We start from the raw sequence: 21,059 nt of genomic DNA, 5'->3' as shown, positions 1-21,059 counted from the left end.
ATATTTACGATTTTATTTCGCTCTAGGGCATTGGGCTTATGATTGGCGATCGCTTAACATTAAATCTGCTGTTTACTAACCCAACTAACTCGTTTATAACAAGCGGCACTAGAGTTTGAATTGCACAAATCTACTCTAATTTGCTACCACCTACATAGTGTGAGCATTAAAAGTTAAGGAGTAGGTTTGATATTATGAGCTTTGTAGAACGTTTCTAAGCTGTGGCGATCGCCTACATATCTCCAGTGCCAAGGTTCGTAACTCACGCCTTGGGGATTATCTTCAGGAAACGACAATTCAAAGCTATAACGTGCGGCATTTTGATCGAGCCATTTAAAAGCTTTAGTATTTGCAAACGACGTACTCAAATTTGTTGCAGGGACATTGGCATCACCAATATCAACCGCATATCCTGTATGATGTTCGCTGTAACCTGGAGGAGCACTGACACTGGCGCGTTTGGTTGTTGCTTGTCCGCGCTGTGCTTTCACATCAAAAAATAGGTGTTCTTGCTCATTTGCTGAGCGAAACCCAGAAATTGGGACTAACCTAACACCATCAGCCCTAGCTGCTGCTACCATCGCTTTAAATTGCTTGGCTGCGGAGGAACGCATCTTAATTCGTCCATCAGCAGTAATCGGTTCTAATTCCGATTGTGGTGCTTGTTCATAAGCAAAATGTCCTAGCAGTAATTCAGAATTACTGTCTGGGGGGTTGACAGGTGCAATAGATTGTGCGGGAGATGGGCTAGTCACGATCGCAGGTGCAGAGTCTACATTTTTTTGTGTTGTATTGAAATAAAAAACACCACCCACAAGCGCGATCGCACTTAAACCTAGTAAGCTCAAAATCAATGCTGGTATTCTTTTACGAGATTTAACAACAACAGTGCGATCGTCCCGCAAAGCCTCAGGAATATCATCTTGCACCCTTGTTCTAGTAAATTCAGTCCCCACGCACTCACTCCTGCATCTGACTTCAGCCCTAGCCAATTTTAGACTAGTGACGAATGACAAAAAACCAAATTTTAAAAGTTCTCAGCGTTTTGTAAATATTTTGTAAATATAGGGGAGTAACTCGATGTCTTTAATGTTATAGCCACTAGCTCCTCTCCTTCATGAACCTTATCGCAATCTACGCGCCACTAATCGGATTAGTTCTATTGGGATTGATACTTGGACGGTATTTGTCGAAAGTTGTTGCTACGCGTTTAGGTCAATTTTTGTTTTGGGTAGGCGTACCTATTAGTATTGTGGCATTTTTACGACAAGCAGACTTATCAGGACAAATTTGGATTGCACCAGCGATCGCCTGGATCGCCATTATACTCGGAGTTGCCTTTGCTGGAGCAGGAATTTATTTTCGACAACTCTTGAAAAAAGATGCTGCGCCTTGGCGACAACCAACTCAAGGTAGCTTTATCTTAGCCGCTATGGTAGGAAACACAGGCTATCTTGGATATCCAATTACGCTAGCGATCGCAGGTACGCAGTATTTTGGTTTTGCTTTATTTTACGATCTTCTAGGAACAACACTCGGAGCTTACGGCGTAGGTGTGGCATTAGCAGCGCGGTTTGGAGGTAGTGTTCACAATTATCGCGAACTCGCACAAGCAATTTTGATTAATCCTTCGTTGTGGAGTTTCGGCTTTGGCTTTGCTTTTCGCCGAGTACCTTTGCAAGCATCTGCTGCAGCGCTTCTTCAAGGTTTAGCCTGGACAATGGTAGCGCTATCTTTAGTTTTGATTGGGATGCGGCTGAGCCAGTTACATTCTTGGCACAGTTTGCCTCGTGCCTCAGTGAGCTTGGCGATTAAAATGCTTTTAGTCCCGCTCATCTTGGGTAGCAGCTTATCGCTGTTGGGAATCAATGGTGCTACTCGGCTTGTTTTAGTGTTGCAAAGTGCAATGCCACCAGCTTTTGCTACGCTTGTGATTGCTGAAGCTTACGATCTCGATCGCGATTTAGCCGTTACAGCACTTGCCGTTGGTACGATTGGCATTTTATTTTTGCTACCAATATGGATTTATCTATTTGGTAACTGAAGCCGATTCATGACTCGCCGCAAGTTCTGCAGGTGCCATTTTTTCGTAATGTTCAAAAGGTTGGTGAATCCACGGATTATCAGGTAAATAATCTACATAGTAATTTGGAACCATGACTGAACAAGCTTTGTACCATAATACTGCGGTACGAATTTCTTGAATGCGATCGCCAAAGTTTTGGTTTAACCAGGGAATTGTCTGTTGTAGCGTGACACCAGAATCAACTAAATCGTCAACTAATAGAATATGTGAACCGATTTCAGGAGTTGTCATAGTTAAGCTACGGGCAAAAACCAATTCTCCCCGCGTCTGCTTACCAGCGCCAGTATAGGAGGAAGTTGATAAAACGGCTAGCGGTTGTTTATAGATGCGAGAAAGAACATCGCCAACACGCAGTCCACCGCGTGCGAGACAGACAATTTGATTAAATTGCCAATTTGATTGATAAATTTTAATGGCTAGCTGTTCAATAGTATGGTTGTAATCTGACCAAGAAACGTAAAGGTCTGCCATAGGAAGTGCAATCAGGGGCGGATACTAAGGTGGGAAGCTTTTTATTTTAATATGAGTGCAATAGTATTATGAGTAATTCTTCTCCTGAAGCCTATCCTGCCAAATCCCAGTTAAGTGAAAAGCTGAACTTAAAAACAAAACTAGCTTATGGTGCGGGAGATTTAGGTCCAGCAGTTACAGCAAATATCACAGCATTTTTTTTATTAGTTTTCTTTACCAACGTTGCGGGAATTAGCCCTGGATTAGCGGGTATGATTCTGTTGATTGGTAAGATTTGGGATGCGATTAACGATCCGATTGTTGGAGTATTAAGCGATCGCACTGTATCACGTTGGGGTCGTCGTTTACCTTGGCTATTTTGGGGCGCGATTCCTTTTGGCATTTTCTACGTTTTGCAGTGGGTGATTCCGCAATTTAGTACGAATCCTACCGCGCAACAGTGGGGCTTATTTTGGTACTACGTCATCATTTCAATTTTTTTGAATGCGATGTATACCGTTGTTAATCTTCCCTATACTGCACTCACTGCCGAGATTACACAAGATTATAACGAACGCACGAGTTTGACGAGTTTTCGGTTTGCCTTTTCCATTGGTGGTAGTATTCTTTCGGTTGTTATTGCACAAATTGTCTTCGCATCAGTTCCCGATCCGCGACAACAGTATTTTGTGTTAGCGATCGCAATTGGTATTTTGGCTGTATTACCTTTGTATTGGTGTGTCTGGGGAGTACGCGATCGCGTTATGGCACTAGAAGCCCACCGTCGCGATCGTTATTCTGAAGAATCGCTTCCTTATTTACAGCAGCTAAAAATTGTCTTCAGCAATCGCCCGTTTTTATTTGTCATTGGTATTTATCTCTTTTCCTGGATGGGTGTTCAGGTGACAGCCGCAATTATTCCGTACTTTGTCGTTAATGTGATGGGTTTGAGTGACGCATCGGTTCCTACAGTAATTATTGCGGTTCAAGGTACAGCTTTACTCATGCTATTTGTCTGGAGCTACATTAGCGAACGTGTTGGTAAGAAAGCAGTTTATTTCATGGGGATGAGTGTGTGGATTATTGCCCAGACTGGATTGTTTTTCTTACAACCAGGACAGTTAACTTTTATGTATGTCCTTGCCGTTATGGCAGGTTTTGGCGTTGCCACTGCATATCTGATACCGTGGTCAATGATGCCGGATGTGATCGAACTTGATGAGTTAAGAACTGGACAACGGCGCGAAGGAATTTTTTATGGTTTCATGGTGCTACTGCAAAAATTTGGCTTAGCATTTGGCTTATTTTTGTTAGGAGTTATCCTCGAATGGTCGGGTTTTCAAGAAAGCGTCCCAGGACAACCAATTCCCATACAACCCGAAAGTGCTTTACAAGCAATTCGCTTTGCGATCGCTCCTATACCAACACTTTGCTTGATCTTAGGATTAGTTTTAGCGTATTTCTACCCGATCACCCGCGAAGTTCACGCACAGATTTTATTGCAGTTGAAAGAACGCGATCGAGGTAATAGCTAAATTCAGATTTTGAGGATGCGATCGCACTTCGTGAAGCATTAGGCTTCACAAGTGCAAACATTGCCGTGCTGTCACCCAAATCATTGAATTATATTGGCAGTAGTGAACGAAGAAAATTTAGTACCACACAATCAATAATTTGTTTGTCTGGAATATAATCCAGAATAATTCTAGCTATTGTGCCAAATAGGGTAGATGTACAGAACATTTCTGCATAATAATGTAGTTAGACCGCTCCGTTTTAGTTTTCAGGACAGCAACCTAACAACTACTCATCTCAAATTGGTGTTGCCGAAAGGTTATTAACACATAACCATGAACACAATTACCTACAGACTACCGCAGATTGGAGACGAGCATCAAATTAGTGGTTGCATGTGGGCTTCTGCGGTTCTATGGGAATTGACTGATGGTACACCAGAAAGCGTTGCCGAATGGAAGAAGCTGTGTAACCCAGAAGAATTAAAAGACAGAATCTTAAGTGGTGAGAAAACGCTAGTTGCAACGTGGAATGAAATCGTTGTTGGATTTATTGCCTTTAAGAGGGGCAATCATTTGTCATTGCTGTTTGTCCGAAGAGAATTTTCTGGGCAAGGAATCGGTCGAGAACTCTTCACCCAATGCAACTATGATTTGGATGAAGTCACTGTTAACGCCGCAGAAGAAGCAGTTGGCTTTTACCAGAAAGTAGGGTTTATACAAAGCGGCGATCGCTTTTTCAAACATGGAATATGGGGAACACCCATGAAGTGGATCAACCTTTCACACGAAGTCATGGAATAATCTGATGGAGAACTTGCCACTATTGATGTGCAACCTTAGATATTAAGGTCAAGCCTATGACAATTCGACAACCCCGCTACAGCAAAGAAGAATTTGCTCGACGTGGCGATGAGATTTATGAAACTCAGGTGCGCCAGCAAGTCGAGGAAGGCAATCACTGCAAGATTGTGGCGATCGACATCGAAACCGGAGATTTTGAAGTCGATCAGAGCGAAATTGCTGCCTGCGATCGCCTTGAAGCCCGTCACCCCGATGCCCAAATCTGGATTGTTCGCATTGGTTCTCGTCATGTTCGTCGTTTTGGCGGACGCACCCAAAGAACTGCATGATTACTGGGTTCGTTAACGTTGAGTTTGAGCCGATTCTTCCCCTGTCAATTCGCCGTGCTGATGGCAAAGATTTTACGCAAGATGCAATCGTCGATACAGGCTTTAATGGTTGGCTTTCTCTGCCTCGAGACTTAATCACTCAGTTGAATTTGACATGGAAAAGGCGAGGACGAGCAATTCTTGGAGATGGCAGCGAGTGCGTTTTCGACGTTTACGAAGCAGTTGTCATCTGGGATGGAACACCGATAACAATTCCAGTAGACGAAGCCGATTCAAAACCACTTGTTGGAATGTCGTTAATGGAAGGCTATCAACTAACAATACAAGTTTTTGAGGGCGGTCAGGTCGAACTCCGCAAAGTTGGCACGGTTTAACAATCCCGCTGCACGCTGACCGTACAGAGTCTTTTCGTTAAATCCGAGATATTGTTCGCGGCGGGTGAACGGGGTCATTATACTACGAGTCTTCCTATAGCGTAGTTTAGATATTTTGTCTATAAGCCCTAAGCATTATAGAAAATTATGGGTGAGGGGATGATTTGAATTTTATTGACAGGGCGATCCTGTAAGTTGAACTTGTGTATACCAGGAGGGAGCAGTTGCCCAGCATAGTTTTCGTTCTGTATTAAGTAGAATTAGGGTGTGTAGGTTTCTTCGCGATCGCCTAACCTATGCCAAATTTTAGTGTGCCAATTCTTCAAATCTCTAGTTGCTCGATATTATGTATACTAAGCAAACACCGTTTCCATGCTATGAACTACCAAGAACTCATCACGATTGAACCTGGCAAACGTAGCGGTAAGCCATGTATTCGAGGAATACGGATTACAGTGTATGACATATTGGAGTATTTTACAGGCGGTATGACGGAAGAGGAAATCTTGGAAGATTTTTCTGAACTGACACCCGAAGATATTAAAGCTTGTCTTGCCTTTGCTGCTGACCGTGAGAAGAAATTATTTGTGGCTTCCTTGTGAAACTACTTTTAGACGAAAATCTCTCGGATCGGATCGTTCCTCAGATTGCAGATTTATATCCTGAATCAGTACACGTTAAGACACTAGCCTTTATCCACAGCGATGACGTCTTGATTTGGGAGTATACCAAAGCTAATCATTTCGTCATCTCTAAAGACTCTGATTTCCATCAACGCAGTCTTCTCTACGGTTATCCTCCAAAATTTATCTATCTTTGTGTTGGTAACTGCTCAACTTCTAAAATCGTACAAGTATTGCGGGACAATTAAGCCATAATTAGCCAGTTTGGGGATGCAGAGCAAGAAAGTATTTTAGTGTTGAGTTGATGAACGATCGCTTCGTAGGTAGATTGAGTCATCTGTGTTGACGACACTTGGAACTTGTCTATTTGTATTCATTAAACTTGAGAAACTGAATCAGTCCATGCTCAAATAGTGAAGTCACAACCGCTAAATCATGGTATTGACTTGCGCGAAATCACTCGTGTAGAGTTGGTTAGTCCTTCTGCAAAGCACCCATCATCAGAACTCCAAGCAGTGATTGATACACGTCAATTAAAGCTACGGGTATGAGCAGAATATTTTGTAGAGCTTGGGTTTGACAGAGAAGTACGAGGACAAAAGGCAGATTTTCGACCTGGGTTGCCATTGATTATGAGTTGGTAGCATAAAGTCTTTATCTCATATATCTACATTACGACCTGTTCGATAATACCCAGCGTTAAGAACTCGCAACGACTCGGTTAATTGTTTGAAATGGTTATTAGAGTAGAAATACTAACTACTATAGTAATAGCTTGTCATAAGGGAGATGTGCGATCGCTATGGGTATGACCCTCACTGAAAAAATCTTGGCTAAAGCTGCGGGGCGTTCGGTTGTTGAGCCTGGAGAAAATATCTGGGTTAATGTTGATGTTTTGATGACACACGATGTTTGCGGTCCTGGTACGATTGGCGTATTCAAGCGCGAATTTGGTGCAGATGCGAAAGTTTGGGATTCTGAGAAGATTGTTTTGATTCCCGATCACTACATTTTCACTGCTGACGAACGCGCAAATCGTAACGTTGATATTTTACGTGATTTTGCTCAAGAGCAAAGTATTAAATATTTCTACGATATTACCGACCGTGCTAACTTCAAAGCGAACCCAGATTACAAAGGTGTTTGTCACATTGCTTTAGCTCAAGAAGGTCATACTCGTCCTGGTGAAGTATTATTTGGTACTGATTCGCATACTTGCAATGCGGGAGCATTTGGTCAATTTGCCACAGGGATCGGCAACACTGACGCTGGTTTCATCATGGGAACGGGCAAGCTATTAATCAAAGTTCCAGCAACAATGCGGTTTGTTCTCAATGGTGAAATGCCAGATTATTTGTTGGCAAAAGACCTAATTTTGCAAATTATTGGTGATATCAGTGTTGCGGGTGCAACTTACCGCACAATGGAATTTGCAGGCGAAGCCGTGCAACGGATGACAATGGAAGAACGGATGACTTTGTGCAACATGGCGATTGAAGCTGGTGGGAAGAATGGCACGATCGCACCCGATGAAACAACTTATGAATATGTCCGCGCGCGAACTGATAAACCTTTTGAGTCTTTCTACACTGACAGCGATGCGAACTTTTATAGCGATCGCACCTACGATGTCTCGCAACTCGAACCTGTTGTTGCTAAACCCCACTCTCCAGATAACCGCGCTCTAGCACGAGAATGTCGCGATGTCAAGATAGATCGTGTTTATATTGGTTCTTGTACTGGCGGTAAAACCACAGATTTTATCAACGCCGCTAGAATTCTTAAAGGTCATCAAGTCAAAGTTCCGACATACATCGTTCCAGCAACTCAAAAAGTCTACGAAGACTTATTTACCTACAAACACGAGGGACAAACACTCTCTGAAATCTTCCTCAACTCTGGTTGTATCGAACCTGCTGCACCTTCCTGTGCCGCTTGTCTTGGAGGACCTAAAGATACATTTGGACGCATGAATAAACCTGAAGTCTGCGTTTCCACGACTAACCGCAACTTTCCTGGGCGTATGGGTGAAAAAACAGCACAAATCTACTTGGCTTCGCCCTATACCGCTGCTGCTTCTGCATTAACGGGTTATGTTACCGATCCGCGTGAATTTCTGGGCTAACTATTGGGAAAGGGGTGAGGAGTGAGTGGCTAGTGGCTAGTGATTAGTGTTAGTTATTAGTAGCTAGTTATAAGTTTTGAATAGACAAAAAAGAGTATTCTCCTCTGCTTCCTCTGCACCTGAAGTTCCCCTACTCCAGAAACTCCTGACCTCTGACCCCTGCCATAGTACACAATCTGTAACCAATGACTATCTTTACACTGCGATCGCTCAAAAAAGACTTTGGCATCAAAGAAATTTTTAAAGATGCCAGCTTTAGTCTGAATGAAAGTGATAAAGTTGGGTTGATTGGAACAAATGGCTCTGGTAAATCAACGTTACTAAAAATGATTGCCGGATTAGAGCCAATCGACAGTGGCGAAATTTGGGTCAATTCTGGAGCTAAAATTGTCTATCTACCCCAACAGCCAGAGTTAGACGAAAGTCACACAGTTCTCGAACAAGTCTTTGCTGATAGTGGCGAACAGATGGCGTTGGTGCGAGAGTATGAAGAACTTTCAGATCAACTTGAACATGGGGGCGATACTGAAAAGCTGATTGCACGTCTTTCTAGCGTATCGCAACAAATGGAAGCAGCAGGGGCGTGGGATCTCGAAACGAATGCCAAAATTATTTTGACTAAGTTAGGTATTCAAGACTTTGATGCCAAAATTGGCAATTTATCCGGTGGATATCGTAAACGAATTGCACTTGCGGCTGCGCTATTATCAGAACCTGATGTCTTGCTGATGGATGAACCGACAAATCACTTAGATGCTTTATCAGTTGAGTGGTTGCAAAGTTATTTAAGTCGCTATCGAGGTGCATTACTACTGATTACCCACGATCGCTACTTTTTGGATCGCGTCACAAATCGTATCCTTGAAATTGATCGCGGCGATCTCTACGCCTACTCTGGTAACTATGTTTATTACTTAGAAAAAAAGGCAGAAGCTGAAGAAACAGCAGCAAGTAGCCAGCGCAAACATACAGGAGTGCTGCGGCGAGAACTCGAATGGCTAAAAAGAGGACCAAAAGCGCGCAGTACCAAGCAAAAAGCGCGAATTGATCGCATTCGAGAAATGCAAGGGCAAGAATTTAAACAAGCACAAGGGAAAGTCGAGATTTCTACTGCAAGTCGTCGAATTGGCAAGAAGGTGATTGAGCTAACAAATATTGCCAAATCCTATAACGGGCGAACTATAATTAATGACTTTACCTATACTTTTAATCCTGAAGATCGCATTGGTATTATTGGGAGTAACGGAGCCGGTAAATCTACACTAATGGATATTATTACCGGACGAGTGCAGCCTGACACTGGTAAGGTAGACATCGGATCTACAATTCATATTGGTTATTTCGATCAGCACTCTGAAGATGTTTCTTTAAACGAAAATCAACGAGTCATTGAATATCTCAAAAGCGTTGCTGAACTAGTCAACACAGCAGATGGTAGTGTCATTACTGCATCTCAAATGCTGGAGCGATTTTTGTTTCCACCAAATCAACAATATTCACCAATTCATAAACTTTCTGGTGGCGAAAAGCGACGGTTGTTTCTCCTGCGAGTGTTGATGAGTGCGCCAAATGTCTTAATTTTGGATGAACCAACAAACGATCTTGACGTGCAAACTTTGGCTGTTTTAGAAGAATATATAGAAGATTTTAATGGTTGTGTGATTGTTGTTTCTCACGATCGCTATTTTCTCGATCGCACTGTTGATACTATTTTTGCCTTTGAGTCTGGCGGTAATTTACGGCAGTATCCTGGTAACTACTCAGTTTATCTAGACTACAAGAAAGCGCAAGAAGAGGAAAAAGAAGACAAAACACAGAAAAAACCTGAAGCGCAAGTCAATCATTCAAACTCCAACAGCCAAAATTTCCAATCAAGTAAACCACGCAAGCTTTCATTTAAAGAAAAGCGCGAATATGAAATGCTAGAAACTCAAATTCCGCAAATGGAAGCTGAAAAGGAAGAACTTGAAAAGACTCTTTACAACAATCCTCCTAGTAGCTTTACTCAAATGCAAGAACTTTCTGAGCGCTTAGCAAACTTAATTCAATCAATTGATACGGCTACTGAACGTTGGTTAGAACTTGCAGAACGAGAAAGTTAGATTGAATAAATATAGCAGGTAGTAGGGGAGTTGGATAGGCGGGTAGACTAAGAGAGTTACGCGTGAAGAGTGTTGAGTTAAGAAAACTCAAAGTTCAAAATTCTTTAATTCAAAACGTGCTAACGCACCGCTACGCTAACAAAGTTCAAAACTCAAATCTATTCACTAGCCAAAGCGCCACTAATCACTATGAACCTGTATTCTCTTGAAATCCTTGCACAATCCGTGAAAGTTCAGCCTTCTCATCAGTACCAACACGAGTTGGAGAACCACTAATAATGCGTTCGTAATTGCGGAAAGAGTCACTGATTTCTGGTCCATCAGCACTAATAATATATTCTCTAATTCCTTTATCGTGCCAAGAACCGCGCATTTTAAACACATTAATTGCTCGTGACATTTCACCACGAATTTCTACATATTGCAGCATGATTATGCTGTCTGTAATTGTGGAAATATGCGAATCGGTAATCGAATGAGAACCCATAAATTGGTCTGTAGTATTAGTGAAAAAACCCGTAATTTCTTCTTGTTTGGCATATCCAGTGACACCAATCACAAACTGACGAAAAGCATTGTTACTCACTCCCCGCGCTAGTGCTGAAAGTGAATCAATCGCAATGCGCGATGGTTTAAATTGAGCTATTTCAGATTTGATACCCTGTAAATGATCTTCTAAGCCTGCAGATTCAGGGTAAGAACAAATAATTTTGAGGAGTCCTTGGTGTTCTAACTCTTCAAAATCAATTCCCCACGAGTAAGCATTTCGCGATAGCTGTGCGCGGGATTCTTCGTAGGCAAACAGTATGGCGCGATCGCCATTGATGCAAGCATTTTGTAAAAACTTACTGACTAATAAAGTTTTTCCTGTTCCTGTTGCACCTGTTGCTAGAATAATCGAATCTTTGAAGAAACCACCACCACACATTTCATCAAGCTTTTTCACACCAGAAGAAACACGTACATTAGATGAGCGTTGAGTTAAGCGCATTGCTCCTAATGGGAAGATACTAATTCCTCCTCTTGTCATCGTAAAAGGATACTCTCCTTTCATGTGTGATGAACCGCGCATCTTTAAGATTTCTATTGTCCGTCGCCGACGTTCTCCTTCTAAAACATTGCGGACAATAACGACATTATCTGAGACAAATTCTTCAACACCAAAACGCGCGATCGCACCATATTCTTCTGTGCGTTCTGCTGTAATAATATTTGTAACTCCAATTTGCTTCATCCGTGCAATCAATCTAAAAATTTCTCGCCGAACTACTGAAGCTGCTTCGTATTGCTGAAAGAGGGCTGTAATCGAATCAATTGAAACTCTTTTGGCTTGATATTTATTAATTGCATATTGTAATCTTTCGATCAAAGCAGAAAGATCAAAATTACCAACAACTTCTTGCCCTTCAGGATCGGGTGTAGCATCTAAAATAAACAGTTTTCCTTCATTAATTAACTGCTGTAAATCCCATCCAAAGCTGCTAGCATTTTTAATAATATCTCTCGGATCTTCTTCAAATGTGACAAAAACTCCTGGCTCATCAAAATAAACAATACCGTTATAGAGAAAATGCATCGATAATAAAGTTTTCCCTGTCCCAGACGTTCCGCTTACTAAGGTTGTTCTTGCCACAGGAAGTCCGCCATGACTAATATCATCAAAACCTTCAATCATGGTGCGGATTTTTTGCACATTCTCTGGTGAATTGGGACTTCTTGAAGTAAATTGACTACTGATTTCATCCATTGTTTACTGTTGTAATGCTGCTCAAATCAGGTTTTAGATTATTAATGCCTATAAATAAAAAGATATAGATACTTACTCGCTCTCATTGTTTTCTTCTTCCTTTAGCTCTTCGTATAGTAAGTCTAAACCAATGAGTACTTTTTCCCGATCAGATAAATCGCCAATAATTTTACGGACAGGTAATGGTAATATTTTAGCTAGGGTAGGCGTTGCTAGTATTTTATCTTCTTCTGCTAACTGCGGATTTTTAAGCACGTCAATGACTTTTAGCGCATAAACGCCTTGAAACTCTTCTTCTAAAATCTTCTTGAGAGTTTTAATTGCTTGCACTGATCTATAAGTATTTCCAGTTACGTACAGCTTCAACACATAAGTTTTTTTAAGTGCGTTCATAACAACGTTTAAGTTATGTAAAAATCTGAATAAACACGATAGAAATTATTTTTTGTCTTTAACGAGTCAGCGAGCAACGATACATTTCGCATAAGTGAGCCAAAATATCAATTAGTGTTAAACGGTAATCGAGTAGTATGTCATCACTTCGTCCTTCAACTTTGAGTTGTTTAGATAATTCATCAATTAAATCCATATGAATTTCTATAATTAGTGGCACGGGAAGGTTATAATCAAACACTTTATGAATAAAATTATCAATCTTCTCCTTAGAAGTTTTATCACCTGCAAAGTAATTTATGATGATTTGGCGGTAGTCTGCTTTGAGCTGTTGTAACAAATTTTGTCGTTCTAAATCCATTTGCTGAAAAACTGGTGCTTTTTTGTTGTCGTGGTCATCCATAACTCCAAAACAGACATTGTTTGATTGCTGTGCAGTAAAGTGAGTTTATTCAAACTATTAGTTGATTAAACGTGTCAAAGTAGTATGACCTACTTTAAATAAATAGTTACCGCACTGCTGGGATAAAAAATTGCTTAAAAATAAGCCAGAGCAAGATAGCAAGCGTTACTATCTCAGGGTAAGCGATCGCGTTCTTAAAATAAAGGGTAGTTATGCGATCGCTGCTTTGCCAGCATCTACTTTGCAAAAGTTACTTTAAGTAAAGCAATACTTGTATAAATTGAGGTGGGTCGGATCAATAAATTAAGAAAGTTAAACTAAATCAAATTATTACTGCATTGTAATTCATTATAATTCCCAAAACCTCGCTCAGATTCTTGTTTCTAGCAGTCATAACGCATTGACAAGTGGATTGCGGTACAAAGCTGCCAAAAGTAAAGGAAAGCTGAAGAACGAAGATTTTGTAAATTATCTGTTACAAAAATAATCTCAAGTCAAGGATTTATGTAGATGGCTCGATACACTTTGTTACCAAAATTAGCAAGAATACTCCACTGCTACTAATTTTGATTTTGAGATGGGATTCTACTGCTCAACATTGGAGCATCTGTCACTTGTAGCGCAAATTTAGAGAATTGATAGCATAGAGTCAATGCCAAATCCTGAGCTTTACGATTTTATTACTACGATACCTAGCTGCAGACAAACGACGCAGCTTAAAGTAGTGCTAGAGATTTTGCAACAGACGCAGTGCGATCGTCTAATTGTAGTGAATGAAGAACAAGTTCCGATCGGAATCTTATCAGCAGCACAGTTACTGTTGTACCTGTATAGTAAATCTCAAACGGGTACAAAGACAATTCATCAAGCGATCAGCACAGTAGATAAAAAACTAATAGAACAGATTGTTGTTCTACCAGCCACTTTAAAAATAGAGGAATTGGGCTTACATCTACAGTCTTTGCCACCACAAAACACGCGTTGCGACTTGGTGCTAGTTGATCCAGCAGGAAAATTACTGGGATTACTCGATCGCGTACAGTTATCAGAATTTTTATGTTTAAACTTTGCTAAAGCTAGTAGCGAAGCAGTGAAACAGGTAAGCGATCGCCAAAATCAATTGGTATTAGACTTGCTTGTGCAACTCTTAGAAAAATTACCATGTCCACTGATATTGCAAACAACAACAGGAGAAGTTGTGATGCAAAATTCAGCTTGGAGCAGACATTTTGGCGGATTTAGCGATCCTGAGGAGGTACGGCGTAAAGTAGAATCAATTCTAGACTCGGCGACAGTCACAACTCAAGTGTATTCATCAGAACTACAAAATTTTGAAGTTGTGGCAACAGTTGCTAATCAATATCACAACAATGCTGCAAGCAGCTTACATACTCAACAACTCTTATCAATTTCGCAAAAAACTGACGAATACGATGCTGTAAATGTCAGCAATTGTATGTCTAGCTTAGAACCAGCCGAATTTATTGGAACTGCAAATCGGTGTCAGCTAGGTACACAAGCTAACACATGTATTTGTATCTGGACGCTACCCAATGGTCAAGAGCGCGTATGGGAGTTTGTCAAAATTCCTTTGCAGGAACAATACTCAGAATTAGATGCTCGCATCAACGACACTGAGCAAAACTCAGCAGAAGGCTTCTCGCGTCTGTTACCTATGAGTCCCAATTTATGGTTGTTACTCGCTACAGATGTGACAGAACAACAGCAGCTAGCACTCGAATTAGCAGCAAAAAATGCAGATCTAATTCAACTGAATCGGCTCAAAGATGAATTTTTGTCATGTATTAGCCACGAACTAAAAACACCATTAACCGCAGTACTTGGGTTATCCACATTATTAAAAGATCAAGCCTTAGGAGAACTCAACGAGCGACAAAGTCGTTACGCTAAGCTGATTCATCAAAGCGGTCGTCATCTTATGAGTGTTGTCAATGACATTCTAGATTTGACTCGTATGGAAACAGGACAACTCAAGCTAAGTATTGAGCAAGTCAATATTAGCAATATTTGCGATCGCGCTCTTGAGCAAGTACGAGTAATGCAAGCGCGAGATAGCCAAGCTTCTGTAGAGGCGATCGCCCAAACCGAACTAGAACATCGTTTTACCTTAGAAATTGAACCAGGCTTAGATACCTTAGTCGCTGATGAATTGCGATTGCGACAAATGCTCGTTCATTTGCTTGCTAATGCTTTTAAATTTACTGAAACTGGCGGAGAAATTGGACTCAGGGTAAATCGTTGGGCTGGTTGGATTGCTTTTACAATTTGGGATACAGGAATTGGTATTCCTGAACAGCAACAACACCTGATTTTTCAAAAATTTCAACAACTCGAAAATCCTTTAACACGTCGCTTCAAGGGGACAGGACTCGGTTTAGTTTTAACTAGAGCATTAGCGCGCTTACATGGTGGAGACGTGAGCTTTTTATCTAAAGAAGGTAAAGGCAGTTCTTTTACATTATTATTACCACCACATCCGCCAACAGACTTTAGACTGTCAATTTCTGAAGAGGAATTGCAAAACACAAATGAAAAATCACAAATACTACAACGCAATTCAAAAGCTAAAATCCAAAATTTAAAACTAAGCAACCGTTTGGTGTTACTTGTTGAAGCTGCGCCTCGTTACATTGCACATCTAACAGAACAACTCAGTAGTTTAGGTTATCGAGTTGTCAACGCGCGTTCTGGAACCGAAGCTTTAGAGAAAGCACGCCGACTTCAACCTGGAATTATATTTTTAAATCCTTTGCTACCATTGCTTTCGGGTTGGGATGTGTTGACTTTATTAAAATCTGACCCCGCAACACGACAAATTCCAGTAGTTGTGACTACGACAAGAGCTGAAAAAGAGCAAGCCCTAGCAAATCGAGCTGATGAATGTATTAATTTACCGGTACCTGCAGAGATTTTACCGCAACTTTTGGCACGTTTTTGTCACGAACCTGTTGCTAATTCTGAAACACAGACGATCGGTACGACAAATAAGAACTGTATCACAATTCTACGGTTAGTCGGAGGAGAATCTTTACCACTCATTCCAAAATCACAAATTCGCTACCGAATTTTAGAAGCTGATGATTTAGAACAAGCAGAAATTTTGGTCAGTATTTGGCAACCAGATGTCGTCTTATTAGATGGAGCGATCGCCGAACCTATTGCTTATCTAAAAAGTTTGAGTCAGTTTTCTAAGCTAGCAGCTTTACCAATTGTGACATTAGATACGGCAACGACACAAGCTGCTAATCAAATTGAAGGACTTGCGGTTTTTCCTTGCTTGCTTCCACAAGACAAACGCGATCCAGAAACATTATTATCTGTATTGCAATTTGCCGCAGGGATGCAATGGAAACCAAATATTTTAGTTGCTGATGTTGCGACTCTACCTGATTTACAGCCGAAGCTAAGTACAGCCAATTCTTTAGCACCTGGTACAGAGTGGTTTCAGGCTCTAATTCCCTATCTTGAGACAGCCGGTTTTAAAGGTACTATTAGCCACTCTTGGGTGGAAACATTAACTCAGATCAGACAAGGAAGCGTTGATTTAATATTAATTTGTTTAGCAGATGTACAGCTAAACTCGGATATTCTTCAAGCATTACAAAATCTAGAAAACGAAGATTTACCACCCATCTTAGTGTTGAATGGGCAACTACATTCAATCCTTGAAACCCATCAGGAAAATTTAAATCATAGCTTAGACTTGCAAGTGACACTTGATGGAGTTTTGCAAGGAATTGCCACAGAAATTTTACCGCCTTCCTTGTCGATTCAAGAATTACTAGACAAAATCATTAAAACATTGGCACTCAATGCCTCGCACTAATTAGTCATTTTAGCTTTCGGTTTTGACAACTCGTACAAGTTGATAAGCACCAGCTTCACCAAGGTTTTGATATTGTGGTAACTGTGGCTGCAATTGTTGCAGCCTTCCTGGATAAGACAACAGCATGATAGAAAACGGTTGTGATGTCTTAGATTGAAGTTCTTGAATGTAGGCAGCAGCCTTTTCGATTTCTCTTACATAAGTCACTGGGCGCTGAGTGTAAAAGACAACACTTGGTTTTTTGAAGCCGATCATAATTAATTCTTCGTTGGGTTCAGACTGACGGGCGATCGCAGATAATTCCCGTAGCGGTAGCTGTCGTGCTTGATCCATCCAAAAATAAGCTGGGGTGACAACGAAGGCAAGAAAAACTATAAATCCCAGTAAGTTTACTGCTAATAAACCTTGCCAACGTCGCTTGATGATAAAGAATATGCCAGCGATCGCCGCAACTAGCCAAATTAGCCCTGCGAGTACTGGTAAATTAGATTGTTGAATCGACTCGCGTAAGTTAGGAATTGCCGGATCAGAGCCAATGAGGTGAGGAAACACAAATAGTCCAGCAGACAGGCTTAGTAAGAACGCGATATTTAGCCAGTGACTCCACAACAAAAAGCGCGAAGTTCGCGGATGATTATCTTCTCGACGATTGAGGCGATCGCTCCAAAGAAGTGCAACTAGTATAGCTGCTGCTGGCATCAAAGGTAGTACATAGCTAGGAAGTTTCGTGACTGCGATTGTAAAAAAGCCAAAAATTGCCACAAACCAAATGAGCGCAAATAAACCCAGGTGTGTTGAACGGTGGGTGGAACGCCAGTAGGATCTTTGCCAAAATCTCGTTTGGGCGATCGCAACGGGTAAATAAATCGACCAAGGAGCAAAACCGAGGAGGACAACCAAAAAGTAAAAATACCACGGCGCTGAGTGATTATTCACAACACCCGTAAAGCGTTCGATATTGTGGTATCCAAAAAACGAGTTGATGTAATTCCAGCCATTGGCACCGATCACAAGAATATACCAAGGAATTGCGATCGCCAGAATCAATAAACTGCCCCAAAGAATCCGCATCTCGCGCAGTACTTCGCCTAACTTACCAACATAAAGTAAAAATAAGCCGATAATGATTCCTGGTAAAACAATACCTACAGGTCCTTTGGCGAGGATTGCTAACGCTGCAAGTACATAAAAAGCAAGATACCACCGTACTTGTTGGGGTTTTAATGGTTGAGCGTATCCTAAGAAGAAACACAACAACGCACTACACATACACCCTGTTAACAACATATCCGAAACGCCAATTCTTGCCCAGGCAATTGTTTCCGGATTCAATGCAATTAACGCTGCACCCAAGCCAGCACAGAAGAAGGAGCGAGGAGTTAGGGGCGTAGGGCTTTGCCCTTCTCGGAGAGTGGAGCGAGTGTCAGAGTCAGAGGAGCCAACACCGAAAAATAGTAATGTATAAAAACCCAAGCAAACTAACGCAAAAGCGCTAAATGCCGAAGGTAGACGCGCCGCCCATTCATTTACACCGATTGTTGAATAAGCGATCGCCATTAGCCAGTAAACCAAAGGCGGCTTATCAAATCGTGTTTCCTCATTAAAATATGGTGTGATGTAGTCTCCTGTTACTGTCATTTGCCTTGCAGCTTCCGCAAACAATGGCTCTGTCTCATCCACCAAGCCAGTACTGCCCAAATTCCAGAAGAATGCTAGCCAACCGATGACTAACAACCAAGCAATCGACACAATCCAAGCTCGAATTGAACGATCTCCAGTATTTCCCCAAGAATCTAAAGCACGGTCGAACCTAAGTTTCATGCAGCTAACTATGTGTACTTGTAGGCAATTGCAAATTGTAACCCAATGATAAATTAGATGACTCGCCTACAATTCGTCAGTTCCATGAAGAGAGCAGAGGAGCAGGGAAAGAATAGTGTTTTCCATACAACTCAAAACTCAAAACTCATCACTCACAACTCACCACTCACTCCTCACCCCTAATTCAAAGTAAGTTGCCATTCTTGAACTTGACTGTTCCAAACTGGAGTAGGAGTTTCACCGACAACGTAAGGTCCCCAATAGCGCCCAGAACCATCTTGCGCAAAGGCAACGACAATATCGCCCTTATTTAATGTGAGATTGCCCTCTGGTAGGGATAAAATCAATCCTTCAGTACTGCCTTCTAGTGGGGCAAAATCCCAATGGGCAGGTGCTTCGCTGTATGTGTTGGACGATCGCTTGGCAAGTAGTGCTATTCGCACGGGCTGATCTGTTTGGTTACTCATGCGCAATGCACCTGAACTTATTGCAGCCGGATTCGGTGTGGGTACAGCATCTTGTACTGGTGTTGTTGGAGTAGGAGCAGGCGATCGCGTTGCTGGAATTGTATTGACTGGTGAAGGTTCAGGTTCTTCAATTTCAATCGTGACGCTAAACTGTAGCGCTATCCACACTAACCCTAAAACTCCTAATATAGAACCAATAATAACCGCAGGATGCACCAACGATTTCATATTCATAATTTTTAAAGACTAAAAGAGTAACAGGCTGTAATCTGTATTTATATACTGTGTAAAATCCTCCTATTATCCTTGAAACAGGCTTAAAGCTAGTTAGCAGCTTATTTTGAGCATTTAACAAAGATGCAAAATACCCGTCTTAACGATCTTTTTAATTCCATTGCCGGACAACTCGGAAGATGGTTTTTCAATCCTTGGCGTAAGCTATCGCTACTAATTATTAGTGTATTGTTTGGTTTTTTTCTTGGCTCGGCAATTTCAACGATCGCGGGACAGGCGGCTGACTGGGACATCATCGGTGCAGGCGTTTTAGTGGCATGGAGTGAAATTGTTGACCGAATTTATTACAGTAATGCGTGGCGCAAACAGCGTGGACTTTGGCTGGAAGCATTAAATGCTGGCAAAATTGGTCTAATTTATAGTTTGTTCTTAGAAGCGTTTAAACTTGGTTCTTAAATTAAGTGAAACGTTACATCAGGGCTGGGGAAGCGGTAACTGGTAATTGCTAATGAAAACGAATATTCACCTATTACCCATTACCCAACATAAAAAATCGTTAAGTTATGCGAACGGCAAATTTATGGTTAAGTCAGATTTTAGCGAATGCAGTGTTACCCGATGAACGTATAGCACAAGCAATGCTTGCCGATCCTTTACGTGCTCAAGCCTTTGACATTACCTCAAAAAATGTGGCGCAAGTTGTACAAAAGCGATCGCATTTACTACGTGCGGTTTATCCAGCTTTTAGTGACTTTTGTCAAGCACGTTTGTATTCACCAAATCAGCTAATCGATACACTGTGGGATTTTTGGCTACCTTTGGCGATGCAGCTAGCAGCCTCTCGCCAACAACTACAAAGAACTTTAATTCAAGGAATCTTAGGCGGACAAGGTACAGGAAAAACTACCCTGAGTGCAATTCTCACTCTCATTCTCGATCGCTTGGGCTATCGTACAGTTAGCTTGTCCTTAGATGACTTGTACAAAACTTATCACGAGCGCCTGGCGTTAAGACAGCACGATCCGCGCTTGATTTGGCGCGGTCCCCCAGGAACACATGATGTTGATTTGGGCTTAACAATACTGCAAAAATTACGTCAACCTAATTCCCAACCGATTGCCATACCTCGCTTTGATAAGTCGGCTTATAGTGGTGCTGGCGATCGCACTCAACCCGAAATTATCGAGGCTGTTGATATTGTTTTGTTTGAAGGATGGTTTGTGGGCGTCCGACCAATCGATCCGCAACAATTTAATCTAGCTCCACCACCGATTGATACACATGCCGATCGCGAATTTGCCCGCGACATGAATGCTCGGTTACACGAATATCTACCTTTATGGGAGCAACTCGACTCTTTAATTTTGCTCTACCCTGAGGACTATCGTCGCAGCTTAACATGGCGTAAAGACGCAGAACACGATCAAATTGCCGCCGGTCAAGCTGGAATGATTGATGCAGAAGTTGAAAATTTTGTCAAGTACTTTTGGCGATCGCTTCATCCAGAGTTATTTATTAAGCCTTTATTAACTCCTCCCACTTGGGTTGATTTAGTAGTAGAAATTGATCCAGACCATTCTCCTAGGAGAGTTTATCGTCCAGGCGATCTCGCTAGCTATAGGAGAGGTCAGGGGGACGGAGAGTTATGAGTTTAAGAGAGTGTTGAGTAGTCAAGTGTTCAGTATAAGAAAATTCTTTTAATTCAAAATTCAAAACTCAAAACTCAAAATAATTGCCTCC

Annotated in this window: 20 protein-coding genes and 1 pseudogene; 14 read left to right on the top strand and 7 right to left on the bottom strand. The window is 41.5% G+C overall.

Annotated features, from left to right (window positions below):
• Positions 1-173: 173 nt before the first annotated feature.
• Complete coding sequence (locus IQ230_RS03125) at positions 174-956, bottom strand: M15 family metallopeptidase (RefSeq protein ID WP_193930628.1); 783 nt, start codon at positions 954-956, stop codon at positions 174-176.
• A 161-nt stretch (positions 957-1,117) separates the two neighbouring features.
• Here IQ230_RS03125 and IQ230_RS03120 point away from each other — a divergent pair, with 161 nt between their 5' ends.
• Positions 1,118-2,044, top strand: a complete 927-nt coding sequence (locus tag IQ230_RS03120; protein WP_193930627.1) for an AEC family transporter — start codon at positions 1,118-1,120, stop codon at positions 2,042-2,044.
• Here the strand turns inward: IQ230_RS03120 and IQ230_RS03115 are convergent.
• Entirely contained in the window at positions 2,030-2,557 is a 528-nt protein-coding gene (locus tag IQ230_RS03115; RefSeq protein WP_193930626.1) for a phosphoribosyltransferase, read from the bottom strand. The genes IQ230_RS03120 and IQ230_RS03115 overlap by 15 nt on opposite strands.
• 68 nt (positions 2,558-2,625) lie before the next feature.
• Here IQ230_RS03115 and IQ230_RS03110 point away from each other — a divergent pair, with 68 nt between their 5' ends.
• The 9 genes from IQ230_RS03110 (at position 2,626) to IQ230_RS03070 (ending at position 10,407) form a co-directional block, all read left to right on the top strand.
• Positions 2,626-4,071, top strand: a complete 1,446-nt coding sequence (locus IQ230_RS03110; protein WP_193930625.1) for an MFS transporter — start codon at positions 2,626-2,628, stop codon at positions 4,069-4,071.
• Positions 4,072-4,386: 315 nt separating this feature from the next.
• Positions 4,387-4,854 (top strand): GNAT family N-acetyltransferase, encoded by a 468-nt coding sequence (locus IQ230_RS03105; RefSeq protein WP_193930624.1) that lies wholly within the window; start codon positions 4,387-4,389, stop codon positions 4,852-4,854.
• A gap of 56 nt (positions 4,855-4,910) precedes the next feature.
• The gene (locus IQ230_RS03100) at positions 4,911-5,183 is read left to right on the top strand and encodes a hypothetical protein (RefSeq protein WP_105218162.1); all 273 of its coding nucleotides are present in this window, start codon (positions 4,911-4,913) and stop codon (positions 5,181-5,183) included.
• Positions 5,180-5,557, top strand: a complete 378-nt coding sequence (locus IQ230_RS03095; protein ID WP_193930623.1) for a clan AA aspartic protease — start codon at positions 5,180-5,182, stop codon at positions 5,555-5,557. Before IQ230_RS03100 ends, IQ230_RS03095 begins: the two co-directional genes overlap by 4 nt.
• A gap of 377 nt (positions 5,558-5,934) precedes the next feature.
• Positions 5,935-6,159, top strand: coding sequence for a DUF433 domain-containing protein (locus IQ230_RS03090; protein ID WP_193930622.1), 225 nt, complete (start codon positions 5,935-5,937; stop codon positions 6,157-6,159).
• On the top strand, positions 6,156-6,428 hold the full coding sequence (locus IQ230_RS03085) for a DUF5615 family PIN-like protein (RefSeq protein WP_193930621.1): 273 nt from the start codon (positions 6,156-6,158) through the stop codon (positions 6,426-6,428). The genes IQ230_RS03090 and IQ230_RS03085 overlap by 4 nt, the downstream gene beginning before the upstream one ends.
• A 165-nt stretch (positions 6,429-6,593) precedes the next feature.
• On the top strand, positions 6,594-6,731 hold the full coding sequence (locus tag IQ230_RS26365; protein ID WP_228054540.1) for a hypothetical protein: 138 nt from the start codon (positions 6,594-6,596) through the stop codon (positions 6,729-6,731).
• A 251-nt stretch (positions 6,732-6,982) separates the two neighbouring features.
• Positions 6,983-8,305 carry a 3-isopropylmalate dehydratase large subunit gene (locus IQ230_RS03075; protein WP_193930620.1) on the top strand — a complete coding sequence of 441 codons (1,323 nt, stop codon included), beginning with the start codon at positions 6,983-6,985 and terminating at the stop codon, positions 8,303-8,305.
• Positions 8,306-8,490: 185 nt separating this feature from the next.
• A complete protein-coding gene (locus IQ230_RS03070) occupies positions 8,491-10,407 on the top strand; it encodes an ABC-F family ATP-binding cassette domain-containing protein (protein ID WP_193930619.1) in 1,917 nt (638 codons plus the stop codon).
• Between the two features lie 187 nt (positions 10,408-10,594).
• Here IQ230_RS03070 and kaiC read toward each other — a convergent pair whose 3' ends face one another.
• The 3 genes from kaiC to IQ230_RS03055 form a co-directional block, all read right to left on the bottom strand.
• Positions 10,595-12,154, bottom strand: a complete 1,560-nt coding sequence (kaiC, locus tag IQ230_RS03065) for a circadian clock protein KaiC (protein WP_193930618.1) — start codon at positions 12,152-12,154, stop codon at positions 10,595-10,597.
• 72 nt (positions 12,155-12,226) lie between these two features.
• A complete protein-coding gene (kaiB, locus tag IQ230_RS03060) occupies positions 12,227-12,547 on the bottom strand; it encodes a circadian clock protein KaiB (protein WP_193930617.1) in 321 nt (106 codons plus the stop codon).
• Between the two features lie 58 nt (positions 12,548-12,605).
• Positions 12,606-12,950 (bottom strand): circadian clock protein KaiA, encoded by a 345-nt coding sequence (locus IQ230_RS03055; protein ID WP_193930616.1) that lies wholly within the window; start codon positions 12,948-12,950, stop codon positions 12,606-12,608.
• A gap of 130 nt (positions 12,951-13,080) precedes the next feature.
• Here IQ230_RS03055 and IQ230_RS27255 point away from each other — a divergent pair, with 130 nt between their 5' ends.
• Together IQ230_RS27255 and IQ230_RS03050 are read left to right on the top strand one after the other, a co-directional pair.
• Complete coding sequence (locus tag IQ230_RS27255) at positions 13,081-13,209, top strand: hypothetical protein (RefSeq protein ID WP_265576184.1); 129 nt, start codon at positions 13,081-13,083, stop codon at positions 13,207-13,209.
• A 393-nt stretch (positions 13,210-13,602) separates the two neighbouring features.
• Positions 13,603-15,816, top strand: a pseudogene (locus IQ230_RS03050) (ATP-binding protein); the annotation flags it as partial.
• Between the two features lie 990 nt (positions 15,817-16,806).
• Here IQ230_RS03050 and IQ230_RS03045 read toward each other — a convergent pair.
• Together IQ230_RS03045 and IQ230_RS03040 are read right to left on the bottom strand one after the other, a co-directional pair.
• Entirely contained in the window at positions 16,807-18,618 is a 1,812-nt protein-coding gene (locus tag IQ230_RS03045; RefSeq protein WP_193930614.1) for an ArnT family glycosyltransferase, read from the bottom strand.
• Between the two features lie 179 nt (positions 18,619-18,797).
• On the bottom strand, positions 18,798-19,319 hold the full coding sequence (locus IQ230_RS03040) for a hypothetical protein (protein ID WP_228054539.1): 522 nt from the start codon (positions 19,317-19,319) through the stop codon (positions 18,798-18,800).
• A 123-nt stretch (positions 19,320-19,442) separates the two neighbouring features.
• Between IQ230_RS03040 and IQ230_RS03035 the strand changes: the two genes are divergently transcribed.
• Both IQ230_RS03035 and IQ230_RS03030 read left to right on the top strand, forming a co-directional pair.
• The gene (locus IQ230_RS03035; protein WP_193930613.1) at positions 19,443-19,775 is read left to right on the top strand and encodes a DUF565 domain-containing protein; all 333 of its coding nucleotides are present in this window, start codon (positions 19,443-19,445) and stop codon (positions 19,773-19,775) included.
• Positions 19,776-19,882: 107 nt separating this feature from the next.
• Complete coding sequence (locus IQ230_RS03030; RefSeq protein ID WP_193930612.1) at positions 19,883-20,968, top strand: glycerate kinase; 1,086 nt, start codon at positions 19,883-19,885, stop codon at positions 20,966-20,968.
• The last annotated feature ends 91 nt before the right edge of the window (positions 20,969-21,059 follow it).

The organism is Gloeocapsopsis crepidinum LEGE 06123 (genome assembly GCF_015207655.1).
In the GTDB taxonomy this organism is placed as follows: Bacteria; Cyanobacteriota; Cyanobacteriia; order Cyanobacteriales; family Chroococcidiopsidaceae; genus Gloeocapsopsis; species Gloeocapsopsis crepidinum.
This window is presented reverse-complemented; position numbering and strand designations above follow the sequence as displayed.